This is a genomic window from Rhodanobacter lindaniclasticus (assembly GCF_004799035.1).
GTDB lineage: Bacteria > Pseudomonadota > Gammaproteobacteria > Xanthomonadales > Rhodanobacteraceae > Rhodanobacter > Rhodanobacter lindaniclasticus.
The window spans coordinates 32,130-44,830 of sequence record NZ_MWIO01000018.1 but is presented as its reverse complement, the minus strand read 5'-3'; the positions used below and the strand labels follow the sequence as shown (position 1 = coordinate 44,830).

The window sequence follows — 12,701 nt, the reverse complement described above, 5'->3', positions numbered from 1 at the left end:
TCGCAGGCTAGAATCCCCCCTCTCCCACCGCGAGTGCACCCCGTGTCGCCCAGCTCCTTCAGCCGTTCCGAACACCTGCGCGCAGCCTGGCCGTGGCTGCCGCTGTGGATGCTGGTGGCGCTGCTGGCGATCTTCGCGCACGGCCCGATGCCGCTGTATTCCACCCGCACGCTGGCGGTGGCGTGGGACATGTTCAGTCATGGTCACTGGCTGGTGCCGCACATCAACGGCCAGCCGTACAGCGAGAAGGCGCCGCTGCTGTTCTGGCTGATCGAGGCCGGCTGGTTCGTGTTCGGCGTCAACGACGTGTGGCCACGGGTGCTGGAGGTGCTGTTCGGCGGCGCGCAGCTGGTACTGGTCTCGCTGCTGGCGCGGCGGCTGTTTCCGCAGCGGCCGTGGATGGCCAAGGCCGCGCCGTGGATGCTGCTGGCGTTTGGCTATGCGTTCCTGTTCGCCTTGCAGATCATGTACGACGTGCTGCTGGCGGTCTGGGTGCTGGCCGCGCTGCTGTGCCTGACGCCGAAGCCGCGACGCGGCGAACCGCGCTGGCTGCTGTTCGGCGTCTGCGTGGGACTGGGCCTGCTGACCAAGGGCCCGGTGATGCTGCTGCACGTCGCCTTCCCGTGGCTGCTCGGGCCGTTGTGGAGCGAGTGGGCGCGCGAACATCGTGCGCGCTGGTACGGCGCCGGCGCGCTGTCCCTGCTGCTCGGCGGCGCGATGCTGCTGGCGTGGGCCTTGCCGGCCGGCCTGGCCGGCGGCGATGCCTATCGCGAACGGCTGTTCTTCACCCAGACTGCCGGCCGCGTGGTCGACAAGCTGTCCGAAGGCAAGGACCTGCAGAACCACGCCGAGCCGTTCTGGTTCTACCTGTTGTGGCTGCCGGTGCTGCTGTTCCCGTTCAGCGGCTGGCCGCGGGCGTGGGTGGCCGTGGCCGGGCTGCGCCGGCCGCTGGAATCGGGCCTGCGCTTCGCGCTGTGCTGGCTGGTTCCCGCGTTCGTGGTGTTCTCGCTGATCAGCGGCAAGCAGCTGTACTACCCGCTGCCGGAGCTGGCCGGCGTGGCCCTGCTGATGGCCGGCGCGATTGCCGTGCTGCGCGATCGCCGCCCCACCCTGGCGAACCATTACGCGCTCGGCACCTGGCCGCTGGGTGTGGCCGGCATCGTCTTCGCGCTGCTGCTGTTTGCGCTGCCCATGCTGGTGGAGCACACCGTCGTGCAGGGCGACTGGGCGCACACGGTCGCGCCGTACAGCCGCTACTTCAGCGTGATCTTCCTGCTGCTCGGCGTCCTGCTGCTGATGCGCGGTCGCGGCGAGCTGCGCCGGCTGGCGGTGGCCGGATTGATCGGCGTGTTCGCACTGAATGCGTTGTTCACGCTGACCCTGTGGCCGCGCTGGGACCTGCGCCCCTCGGCCGAACTGCTGGGCCGCGCCGAACAGGCCGGCCACCCGCTGGCCTTCATGGGCAGCTACGCCGGCGAGTTCCATTTCGCCGGCCGGCTGACCCGGCCGATCACCGAGCTGTACGGCGACCGGGCGCTGGCCGATTACGCGCGCGCGCATCCCGATGCGCTGGTGGTCGACCGGCCGGAGCAGCTCAGCCCTGCGGATCTGCGCTACGCCTTGCTGGCGCAGCCGTTCCGCTCCTCCTGGGTGGTGATCTGGACAGCCAGTTCGCTGGCCGACCTGCGTGCCGGCCACACGCCGCCCGAACCGGCGCAGCCAACCCAGCTCTATCCGGCCGACGACCGCCGCTACCGCCTGCCGTGAGCGCCCTGCTCGACAACCTGCGCCGGCAATGCGACGGCCCGCGCGATGGCGCGCTGCTGCGCTACTCGCTGGGCAGCGCCCTGCTCGACGCGGGCGACGCTGCCGGGGCGGTGGCGGCCTTCGAGCGCGCGCTGGAATTCGACCCGACCTATTCGGCCGCGTGGAAGCTGCTGGGCAAGGCGCGACTCGCCGCCGGCACGCCCGCTTCGGCTGCCGAGGCCTGGCGTCGCGGCATCGCCGCCGCTGGCGCACGCGGCGACAAGCAGGCCGAAAAGGAAATGACCGTGTTCCTGCGCCGGCTGGAGCAATCGTCCGCGCCGGACGCCGCCGCTCAGTCCTGACGACCCTCGTCGTCGTACGGGCTGACCAGGCCCACCGCCGACCAGCGCTTGTACTGCCACTGGTACTGCGCAAACGCCAGCTCGACACAATCCTGCACGCCGCGGTTGAGCGCCGTGCAGGCGACCTGCGGGTCGGCGTCGGCGATGCCGGGCGGTGCCTCGCGCAGGTGGATGCGATAACCCGCGCCGGCGGGCAGGCGTTCGGCGAAGGCGAACAGCACCGTGGCGCCGGTGCGTGCGGCCAGCCGCGGCAGCAGCACCATGGTCAGCGCGTCGCGGCCGAAGAACGGCGCCAGCCGCCCCTCGCCCGCGCGCGGCTTCTGGTCGGGCAGGATGCCCACCGCACCGCCGGCGGCCACGCGCTTGTACAAGGCCCGCACGCCGGCGCCGTCGGCGCGGATCTGCTCCGGCGCCAGCGCCCCGCGCACCTTGCGCAGCAGGCCCTCGATCGCGGCGATCCGCGGCGGCCGGTACAGGATCGCCATCGGCGTCTTGCGGCACAGCCAGTAGTTCAGCAACTCCCAGCAGCCCAGGTGCGGCGCGGCGATGATCACGCCCTTGCCCGCCGCCAGCGCGGCATCGAGCAGCGCCTCGCCGCGCACCTCGCGCACCAGATCCAGTGCGCGCCCGGCGCCACCGCCCCACACCTTGACGATTTCGGTGATCGACTTGCCGCCCTCGCCCATCACCTCGCGCAGCAGCGCGCGCTGGCGCGCCGCATCCGGCAACGGCCGCGCGATCCGCAGATTCACCGCGGTGTGATGGGCCGTGCGCCCCCCGCGCCACAGCACCAGCCGCCCCAGCCCCGCCCCGATGCCATGCAGCACCCGCAGCGGCAACAGTGCCAGCAGGCGCAGCAGCAGATAGATCACGTAGATGTCGAAACGCATGCCCGAAAGTGTAGCTGGGGCCGCGCCGCCGCTTCGCTTATGCTTTTGCGCGTCCCCAATTCCGAATCCCGGCATCCGATGATCTCCCTCATCCAGCGCGTGACCTCCGCCAGCGTGCGGGTCGAGGACGAAACCGTCGGCGCCATCGACGCCGGCCTGCTCGCCCTGGTCGCGGTGCAGCCGGAGGACGGCGAGGCGCAGGCGCGGCGCATGCTGGAGCGCCTGCTCGGCTACCGCGTGTTCGCCGACGATGCCGGCCGCATGAACCGCTCGCTGCGCGATACCGGCGGCGGCCTGCTGCTGGTCAGCCAGTTCACCCTGGCCGCCGACACCCGCTCGGGGATGCGCCCCAGCTTCACCCGCGCCGCCGCGCCCGGGCATGCGCGCCACTGGTTCGACTACCTGCTGGAGCTGGCGCGAGTTGCCCATCCGAGGGTGGAAACCGGGCGCTTCGGTGCCCATATGATGGTCGAACTGGTCAACGACGGCCCGGTCACCTTCTGGCTGGACACCGCCTGACTGACATGCCGCGCGCGACGTCGCAGACAGCGCCAACACCGCAGTCTGGCTCGAATTTTGCGTGTCCTCCGACACGGCAGACGAGAGAATTTTTCACTTGAAAACTGGTCAGAAAAGCAGCACATCGCTATAATGTCCGGTTCTTGCACCCCTTTGGCGGTCGGTCAATCCATGAACAGCAAAGCTCCCCACGAGCAACAGTCGGAAATCAAGGCACTCATCTCGAAGGGCCTGGAGCAGGGTTACCTGACCTACGCCGAAATCAACGATCACCTCCCCGACGACATCGTCGATCCGGAGCAGATCGAAGACATCATGGCGGTGCTCAAGGGCGTCGGCATCGAGGTCCATGACGCCGCGCCGGATACCGACACGATCTCCGACAGCGCCGCCCCCGGCGGCGGCTCGGGCGACGACGACTCCGCCGCCGAGGAGGCCGTGGCGCTGCTCTCCGCCGTGGACGCCGAAGTGGGCCGCACCACCGACCCGGTGCGCATGTACATGCGCGAGATGGGCACGGTCGAGCTGCTCACCCGCGAGGGCGAAATCGCCATCGCCAAGCGCATCGAGGAAGGCCTGGGCCAGGTACAGACCGCGCTGGCCAGCTTCCCGCTGACCATCGAGCTGCTGCTGGAGGAATACGACCAGCACCTGGACGGCAAGCGCCGCCTCAGCGAAATCCTCGCCGGCTTTCTCGACCTGGAGGAAGCTGCCGACCTCGCCCGCAAGGAGAAGGAAGCCGCTGCCGCCGAAGCCGCCGAGCTGGGTCTGGACGAGGAATCCGACGGCGACGACGACGACGATGCTGACGATGCCGACGAGGAAGAGGCCGGCCCCAGCGGCCCCGATCCGGAGGAAGTCAAGCGCCGCATGGAGCTCCTGCGCGACTACTACGCCAAGTTCCAGAAGGCCGCGCCGAAGGCCGCCAGCATCACCGACAAGAAGATCGTCAAGCTGCGCGACCAGATGGCCGAGGAGTTCCTCAAGCTCAAGCTGCCCAGCGCGCTGATCGACGGTTTCGTACGCAAGCTGCGCGAGGTCGTGGGCGACATCCGCCATCATGAGCGCGTGCTGATGGACATCTTCGTCAAGCAGGTGAAGATGCCCAAGGCCGAGTTCATCAAGGCCTTCCCCAGCAACGAGGGCAACCCGGAGTGGGTCGCCGAGCTCAGCCGCAAGCGGCAGAAGTGGTCGCCGAACATCAAGGTCCATCGCGAGGCGATCGACGCCGAGCAGGAGAAGCTGGCCGCGATCGAGCGCAAGCTGTTCCTGCCGCTGATCGACATCAAGGACATCAACCGCGCCATGGCCTCGGGCGAGGCCAAGGCCCGCCGCGCCAAGAAGGAAATGGTCGAGGCGAACCTGCGCCTGGTGATCTCGATCGCCAAGAAGTACACCAACCGCGGCCTGCAGTTCCTCGACCTGATCCAGGAAGGCAACATCGGCCTGATGAAGGCGGTGGACAAGTTCGAGTATCGCCGCGGCTACAAGTTCTCGACCTATGCCACCTGGTGGATCCGCCAGGCGATCACCCGCTCGATCGCCGACCAGGCGCGCACCATCCGCATCCCGGTGCACATGATCGAGACGATCAACAAGCTGAACCGCATTTCCCGCCAGATGCTGCAGCAGTTCGGCCGCGAGGCCACGCCGGAGGAGCTGGCCAAGGAAATGGAGATGCCCGAGGACAAGATCCGCAAGGTGCTGAAGATCGCCAAGGAACCGATCTCGATGGAAACCCCGATCGGCGACGACGAGGATTCCCACCTGGGCGACTTCATCGAGGACGGCAACGCCAGCTCGCCGATCGACTCGGCGACGGAAACCGGCCTGATGGAGACCGTGCGCGACGTGCTCGCCGGGCTCACCCCGCGCGAGGCCAAGGTGCTGCGCATGCGCTTCGGCATCGACATGAACACCGACCACACGCTGGAGGAGGTCGGCAAGCAGTTCGACGTCACCCGCGAGCGCATCCGCCAGATCGAGGCCAAGGCCCTGCGCAAGCTGCGCCACCCCAGCCGCTCGGAGCAGCTGCGCTCGTTTCTCGACGTCGAGTAGGCGACGCAGCCGCCCCCATGAAAAAGCCCCGCCCGTGCGGGGCTTTTTCGTTTCCCGCTCAGCCCACGTCGTAGAAGAACTGCTCGCGCACGATCTTGCCGTCGCGCACGCGGTACACGCCGATCTCGCTCATGTTCATGCGGCCGCGGCCCTTCATGGTCACGTCCATCGCCAGCGCGATGCTGAACCAGTTCGCCGCGACCACCGGATCGCTCACGCTGCCGCCATGCACGGCCTCCAGCATCGCGCCGAACTGCCGGCCCTTCTCGTAGATCGCCGCCAGTCCCTTCACGTTGCCCAACGCGCCCGGCGGCAGGCCCTCCGGCTCGATGCTCTCCGCATCCTCGGCATACAGCTCGCGCTGCGCTTCCTCGTACTTGCCTTCGCGGCACAACTCGACCAGCCGCTTCGCAATCGCTTCGGTGTTCATCGGGTATCTCCTCGGGAAGGAACCGCCACCTTACGCCACCCCACTGACAACGTACTGTCAGCAGCCACCCTCACTCGACGCCCGGCACCACCGGCCGCTACCATGCCGGGCTGCACCGCCGCGCGGGCCTATAGCTCAATGGTTAGAGCAGGGGACTCATAATCCCTTGGTTCCAGGTTCGAGTCCTGGTGGGCCCACCATCGGTGGCCGTCGCGCGGCCCTATGCATTCTTCAAAAGTTTGGCGTTCGCGCCAAATTTTGAAGGATTTCTCTCGAAGTTTGACGCTGCCATCCACAGGAGCTGGTTAGCTACTGCGCGATCTCTAGACGGCTGCCAATTCCACAGGCATCGCACACAGATCTCTCCAGGGTCTGTTTCCAACCGACCAATTCCAAGGCTCTCAGAAGGCGTTATTTGAGGCATCCTTTGTTAAGCTCAGGGAACACCCGCGCTTCGAACGGGCGACCAGGGGCCGAGGGCAGTGGACGCAGGGGCAAAACTGAGCGAACGCGACGTCTGCACCAAATTCATCACCCCAGCGCTGGTGGCTGCCGGGTGGGACGTGCAGACACAAATTCGCGAGGAAGTGGGCTTTACCAAAGGCCGCATCATCGTGCGCGGCCGGTTGGTCACCCGCGGTAAGGCCAAGCGGGCCGACTATGTCCTGTACTACAAGCATTTACCGCTAGCCCTGATCGAGGCCAAGGATCAGACTCATGCCGCCGGCGATGGCATGCAGCAGGCGTTGGGCTACGCCAACACGCTCGACATCCCGTACGTCTTCTCCTCAAATGGCAAAGGCTTCCAGTTCCACGACCGCAGCGGCGTTTCGGTGCCGCTTGAGCAGTCGCTGTCGATGAACGAGTTCCCAAGCCCGAACGAACTGTGGAGCCGTTACCGAAGCTGGAAAGGCTTGCAGCCCGCACAGGAAAGCACTGTCCTGCAGGCGTACTACGAGGATGGCAGCGGCAAGGAACCACGTTACTACCAGCGCAACGCCATCAACGCCGCCGTCGAGGCCATCGCCAAGGGCCAGAACCGCATCCTGCTGGTGATGGCCACCGGTACCGGCAAGACCTATACCGCGTTCCAGATCATCTGGCGACTGTGGAAGGCCGGTCAAAAGAAACGCATTTTGTTCTTGGCCGACCGCAACGTGCTGGTCGACCAGACCATGGTCAACGATTTTCGGCCGTTCGGGCCGGCGATGGCCAAGCTCAGCACTGCCAGCAAGACGATCGAGCGAGCAGACGGGACTGAAATCGAGCTGACGCTGGCGCTGGACAAGAGGCGCCGCATCGACCCGGCGTACGAAATCTATCTCGGCCTGTACCAGGCGATCACCGGGCCGGAAGAACGCCAGAAGCTGTTCCGCGAGTTCTCCCCCGACTTCTTCGACCTGATCGTCATCGACGAATGCCACCGCGGCAGCGCCGCCGAGGATTCCGCGTGGCGGGAAATTCTGGAGTACTTCGGCAACGCCACCCAGATCGGCCTTACCGCCACACCCAAGGAAACCGAGTACGTCTCCAACATCCACTACTTCGGTGAGCCGGTGTACACCTACTCGCTCAAGCAGGGCATCAGTGACGGCTTCCTGGCGCCGTACAAGGTCATCAAGGTGCACCTGGATGTCGACGTGCAGGGCTACCGGCCCAAATCGGGCGAGACCGACAAGCACGGTTATCTCATCGACGACCGGCTCTACAACGAGAAGGACTTCGACCGCACGCTGGTGATCGACGAGCGCACCCAGCGCGTGGCGAAGTGGATCTCCGACTACCTCAAGCAGAGCGGCGACCGGTTCCAGAAGACCATCGTGTTCTGCGTCGACACCGAGCACGCCGCGCGCATGCGCCAGGCGCTGATCAACGAGAACGCTGATCTGGTGAAGCAGAACGCCCGCTATGTCATGCGCATCACCGGCGACGACAGCGAGGGCGCCGCCCAGCTCGGCAATTTCATCGACCCGGAGTCCACCCACCCGGTCATCGTCACCACCTCGCGCCTGCTCTCCACCGGCGTGGACGCGCAGACCTGCCGCCTGATCGTGCTGGACCGCGAAGTCGGCTCCATGACCGAGTTCAAGCAGATCGTTGGGCGTGGCACCCGCGTGCACGAGGACACTCACAAGTACTACTTCACCCTGGTGGACTTCCGAAAGGCCACCAACCATTTCGCCGATCCCGATTTCGACGGCGAGCCGGTGCAGATCTACCAGCCCACCGAGTACGACCCGCCGGTGCCGCCGGACGATGTCCCGCTCGATGACGAAGGCACACCGTTGCCGCCCACGCCCACCGACGAGGAAACCGTTGTCGATCAGCCGCCACCGACGACTCCGCCACCCGGCGTGGATGACGGCCAGCCGCGAAAGTTCTACGTCAAGCAACGCCCGGTCACCGTGGTGCTGGAACGCGTGGAATACCTCGACGAGTCCGGCAAGCTGGTCACCGAGTCGCTGCGCGATTACAGCCGCAACGCCATCCGTCGCCACTTCACCAGCCTCGACACCTTCCTGCGTCGCTGGCGCGAAGCCGAGCGCAAGGAGTCGGTGATTGCCGAGCTGGCCGAGGAAGGCCTGCTGCTGGAACCCCTGCAGGAAGAAGTCGGCAAGGATCTGGATCCGTTCGACCTGATCTGCCACATCGCCTTCGACCAGCCACCACTCAGCCGCCGCGAGCGCGCCGACAACGTGACCAAGCGCGACGTATTCACCAAATACGGCCCGCAGGCACGCGCCGTGCTGGAGGCCCTGCTGGCCAAGTACCGGGACGAAGGCGTGGTCGGCGACCTCGACAACGTGCGCGTCCTGGAGATTCCTCCTTTCAACGCGATGGGCACGCCCCTCCAGCTCATCAAGCCCTTCGGCAGCAAGGCCGGCTTCGAGCGTGCCGTGCATGAACTGCAGAACGCGCTCTACGCCAGTAACACGCAACAGGAATCCGCTTAACCCATGTCAGCCCGTACCACCGTCAAATCCATCCAGGACCTCATGCGCCAGGACGTCGGCGTCGATGGCGACGCCCAGCGCCTGTCCCAGTTGTGCTGGATGTTCTTCCTCAAGATCATCGACGATCAGGATCAGCAACTCGAATTGATGCAGGACGTCTACGTCTCGCCGATCCCGCCGCGCCTGCAGTGGCGCAGCTGGGCCGCCGATCCCGAGGGCGACACCGGCGACACGCTGATGGCCTTCGTCAACGACGACCTGTTTCCCGCCCTCAAGGAACTCCCCGCGCTGGGCAAGCAGGCCAACCGCGCCCGCGTCATCCGCAGCCTATTTGGAGACGCCTACAACTACATGAAGTCCGGCCACCTGATGCGTCAGGTGATCAACAAGATCAACACGGTGGACTTCAACGACCTGGCCGAGCGCAAGCACTTCGGGGAGGTCTACGAGCAGTTGCTCAACGATCTGCAGAACGCGGGCAACGCCGGCGAGTACTACACACCGCGCGCGGTCACCGCCTTCATGGTCGACCGCATCGACCCGCATCCCGGCGAAAAGCTGTTTGATCCCGCCTGCGGCACGGGCGGCTTTCTCACCTGCGCCATCCGCCACATGCGCGACCGCTACGTGAAATCGGTAGCCGATGAAAAGGCCCTGCAAGCGGGCCTGCGCGCAGTGGAGAAAAAGCCGCTGCCGCACATGCTGTGCGTCACCAACATGCTGCTGCACGGCATCGAAGACCCCAGCTTCGTGCAGCACGACAACACCCTGGCCCGACCCTACATCAGCTGGGAGCGGAAGGAGCGCGTCGACATCATCCTTGCCAACCCGCCCTTCGGCGGCAAGGAAGAGGACGGCATCGAGTCCAACTTCCCCGCGCACTTCCGCACCAAGGAAACCGCCGACCTGTTCCTGGCGTTGTTCATTCGCCTGCTCAAGCCCGGTGGCCGCGCCGCGATCGTGTTGCCGGACGGCTCGCTGTTCGGCGAGGGCGTGAAAGCGCGGCTCAAGGAACATCTGCTGGAAGAGTGCAACCTGCACACCATTGTGCGGTTGCCGAACAGCGTGTTCAAACCCTACGCCAGCATCGGCACCAACCTGCTGTTCTTCGAAAAGGGCAGCCCCACGCAGGACATCTGGTACTACGAGCACCGCGTGCCCGAAGGCCAAAAGGCCTACTCCATGACCCGGCCGATCAGGATCGAGCACCTGCAGAATTGCGTGGAATGGTGGGGCGGCGCCAGCCGCGAAGGCCGCGTGGAAACGCCCCAGGCGTGGAAGGTCACCGCGGACGAGGTGAAGGCACGCGGCTACAACCTCGATGTCAAGAATCCCCATACCGAGACCGAAGACCACGGCGACCCAGAAATCCTGCTTGCCCAACTGGACGCGGCCGAGGCCGAGACGGCGCGGTTGCGCGAACAGCTGAAGGCGATCCTGGCCGAAGCGCTGGCGCGATGAATAGCGAAGGCTTTCTTGCTGCTCTAGCTCATGCCGGCGATGGACCTGCGCAGATTCAGCAGATGCGCAAGGTCATCATCGCACTCGCGATCTCGGGAAAGCTGACGAACTTCGATCGCGCGATCGGTTCCGCACAAATAGAAGATGTAGATCGGTCAGGCGCTTTCGTCCCGGCGGCGGGAAGATCACCACGCCGAAAGAAATCGGTCGTCACGATCAATCAAGACCATCTCCCAGAGGGCTTTGACGAACCCAGTCGCTTCATTCGTCTGGGCTCAGTGGCAACGATTGAAAAGGGGCGCACCGGCATCAAAGGAGCGCCACCCGGACCGTACCCGATGGTTGTCACCGCTGCCGAACGGATGACGAGCGATCACTATGACTTCGACGGTGCCGCTGCAATCGTGCCGCTGGTGTCTTCCACAGGACATGGCAAGGCAAGCTTGCACCGCCTTCACTATCAAGAGGGGCGGTTCGCGTTAGGCACCATTCTTGCGGCGATCTTCCCTCATGATCCGCAAAAGCTATCGGCTCGCTTTCTCTACGAATACCTGACGACGTTCAAGGATGAACTACTCGTCTCGCGCATGATTGGTACAGCAAATGTCTCGCTAAGCATCGGGAAAATAGCTGAAGTCCCTGTGCCACTTGTCGACCCATCGACCCAGAAGCAGGTCGATGAGCTGATGGCGCTGTGCGACCAGCTGGAAGGGACGCGGGCGCAGCGCGAGGCCACGCGTGACCGGCTGGCGGCCGCCAGCCTGGCCCGCCTCAGCACCCCCGATCCCGACACCTTCCCCGCCGACGCCCGCTTCGCCCTCGACGCCCTCCCGGCCCTCACCGCCCGCCCGGACCAGATCAAGCAACTTCGCCAAGCCATCCTCAACCTCGCCGTCCGCGGCAAGCTCGTACCGCAAGACCCTTCGAGCGAGCCGGCAACATCCTTGCTGAAAAAAATTGCCTCACTTCGATCCAAGAAGCTTGAAGGGGGCTACCCGAATGAAGTTGAAGCTCGTGCCCAACTTAAAAAGTTGCTAACGCAGCGTGTGCCGGATCAGCTAGATCCGCTTCCCGCTGGTTGGACATGGGCGACATTGATGCAGTGCTCGATCCTTGTCGTTGACTGCAAGAACAAGACTGCGCCTTACGCAAAATCCGGCGTTCGCTTGATCCGGACAACGAACGTGCGCGATGGCCAGATGAACAACATCGACCAGAGGTATGTTGACCAGCGTACATACGAGGAATGGAGCGCCAGGTGCACACCCGAACCAGGCGACGTGTTGATAACCCGGGAGGCCCCCATGGGCGAGGTCTGCCTGATTCCTCCGGGCGAAAGAATATGTCTCGGCCAGCGAATGATGCTTGCTCGCTTGCCAGCCGACTTGATGGATCCGCGCTTCATTCTCTATTCACTCCAAGACCCGCGACTGATGGATCGGGTTCAAGACAAGCCTATCGGAGCAACGGTTCAGCATCTCCGTGTGGGTGGCGTTGAAACATTGCTTATGCCAGTCCCTCCTCTAGAGGAGCAACGCCGTATCGTCGCCAAGCTCGACGAGCTGATGGCGCTGTGCGACCAACTGGAAGCCAGCCTCACCACCGGCGAAGCCGCCCGCAGCCAGTTGCTCGAAGCGTTGCTGCATGGGGCGCTTGCGCCCACTCCGGCAGCGAGCTGCAAACATCCACGCGCTGCCGTGAGCGGCTACGTAGTCTCGCGTCTCGCCTCCAGGCGAAACTTCGGCCGTACCGCGCACATGAAGCATCTCTATCTGGCCGAATCACGCCTTGGCCTGAAGCTTGGAGGCCGCTACATGCGCCAAGCAGCCGGCCCACTGGACACCGACATCTACGCGTTGGAAAAGCAGGCGGAGGCCGCTGGCTGGTACACCCACAGCGTCGAGACACTTCCTTCCGGCCACGAGAAGGTGAGCTACGTGCCCGGCAAGGGCATCAAGGCGTTGGCCGAAGAAGGCGTCGCCGTGCTTGGCCATGCGCGCATCGAGATGGATCGCCTGATCGATCTCATGGGCGGCCTGAATACCGAACAGGTCGAGATCATCGCCACCCTTTTCGCCGCCTGGAACGACGCCCTGCTCGACGGCCACACCCCGGACGACGACTGGATCGTCAAAGAGGTGCGCGAGCACTGGCACGCCAGCAAGCAGCGCTTTGCGCCCGCCGAGCTGCACAAGTGGCTGGGGTGGATGCGCCAGAACGATGTCGTGCCCCTCGGCCATCCGCCTCGCACGACGCAACAAACCACGATGGAGTTTTGACC

Annotated in this window: 9 protein-coding genes and 1 tRNA gene; 8 read left to right on the top strand and 2 right to left on the bottom strand. The window is 65.1% G+C overall.

What is annotated here, in order from left to right; translation table 11 throughout:
• Positions 1-42: 42 nt before the first annotated feature.
• A complete protein-coding gene (locus tag B1991_RS06650) occupies positions 43-1,767 on the top strand; it encodes an ArnT family glycosyltransferase (RefSeq protein ID WP_136257940.1) in 1,725 nt (574 codons plus the stop codon).
• Positions 1,764-2,108 carry a tetratricopeptide repeat protein gene (locus tag B1991_RS06645; RefSeq protein ID WP_136257939.1) on the top strand — a complete coding sequence of 115 codons (345 nt, stop codon included), beginning with the start codon at positions 1,764-1,766 and terminating at the stop codon, positions 2,106-2,108. Before B1991_RS06650 ends, B1991_RS06645 begins: the two co-directional genes overlap by 4 nt.
• Here the strand turns inward: B1991_RS06645 and B1991_RS06640 are convergent.
• Entirely contained in the window at positions 2,099-2,998 is a 900-nt protein-coding gene (locus tag B1991_RS06640; protein ID WP_136257938.1) for an LpxL/LpxP family acyltransferase, read from the bottom strand. The two genes, B1991_RS06645 and B1991_RS06640, sit on opposite strands and share 10 nt — an antisense overlap.
• A gap of 78 nt (positions 2,999-3,076) precedes the next feature.
• On the opposite strand from B1991_RS06640, the gene dtd reads away from it, so the two are divergent.
• Positions 3,077-3,517 carry a D-aminoacyl-tRNA deacylase gene (dtd, locus tag B1991_RS06635; RefSeq protein ID WP_136257937.1) on the top strand — a complete coding sequence of 147 codons (441 nt, stop codon included), beginning with the start codon at positions 3,077-3,079 and terminating at the stop codon, positions 3,515-3,517.
• A 171-nt stretch (positions 3,518-3,688) separates the two neighbouring features.
• A complete protein-coding gene (gene rpoD, locus B1991_RS06630; protein WP_136257936.1) occupies positions 3,689-5,575 on the top strand; it encodes an RNA polymerase sigma factor RpoD in 1,887 nt (628 codons plus the stop codon).
• Between the two features lie 58 nt (positions 5,576-5,633).
• Here the strand turns inward: rpoD and B1991_RS06625 are convergent, their stop codons facing one another.
• Entirely contained in the window at positions 5,634-6,005 is a 372-nt protein-coding gene (locus tag B1991_RS06625) for a SnoaL-like domain-containing protein (RefSeq protein ID WP_136257935.1), read from the bottom strand.
• Positions 6,006-6,129: 124 nt separating this feature from the next.
• Here B1991_RS06625 and B1991_RS06620 point away from each other — a divergent pair.
• From B1991_RS06620 to B1991_RS06605, 4 genes are all read left to right on the top strand, one after another.
• Positions 6,130-6,205 (top strand) — tRNA-Ile (locus B1991_RS06620).
• A gap of 282 nt (positions 6,206-6,487) precedes the next feature.
• Positions 6,488-8,959: an EcoAI/FtnUII family type I restriction enzme subunit R gene (gene hsdR / locus B1991_RS06615; RefSeq protein ID WP_136257934.1), complete on the top strand. Its 2,472-nt coding sequence runs from the start codon at positions 6,488-6,490 to the stop codon at positions 8,957-8,959.
• Positions 8,960-8,962: 3 nt separating this feature from the next.
• Positions 8,963-10,420, top strand: a complete 1,458-nt coding sequence (locus B1991_RS06610) for a class I SAM-dependent DNA methyltransferase (RefSeq protein ID WP_136257933.1) — start codon at positions 8,963-8,965, stop codon at positions 10,418-10,420.
• Complete coding sequence (locus B1991_RS06605) at positions 10,417-12,699, top strand: restriction endonuclease subunit S (RefSeq protein ID WP_136257932.1); 2,283 nt, start codon at positions 10,417-10,419, stop codon at positions 12,697-12,699. Before B1991_RS06610 ends, B1991_RS06605 begins: the two co-directional genes overlap by 4 nt.
• Positions 12,700-12,701: the final 2 nt, after the last annotated feature.

Coding starts and splice junctions, on each gene's coding strand:
- B1991_RS06640 (WP_136257938.1), bottom strand. CDS start 2,998: ATGCGTTTCGACATCTACGTGATCTATCTGCTGCTGCGCCTGCTGGCA.
- dtd (WP_136257937.1), top strand. CDS start 3,077: ATGATCTCCCTCATCCAGCGCGTGACCTCCGCCAGCGTGCGGGTCGAG.
- rpoD (WP_136257936.1), top strand. CDS start 3,689: ATGAACAGCAAAGCTCCCCACGAGCAACAGTCGGAAATCAAGGCACTC.
- B1991_RS06625 (WP_136257935.1), bottom strand. CDS start 6,005: ATGAACACCGAAGCGATTGCGAAGCGGCTGGTCGAGTTGTGCCGCGAA.
- B1991_RS06610 (WP_136257933.1), top strand. CDS start 8,963: ATGTCAGCCCGTACCACCGTCAAATCCATCCAGGACCTCATGCGCCAG.
- B1991_RS06605 (WP_136257932.1), top strand. CDS start 10,417: ATGAATAGCGAAGGCTTTCTTGCTGCTCTAGCTCATGCCGGCGATGGA.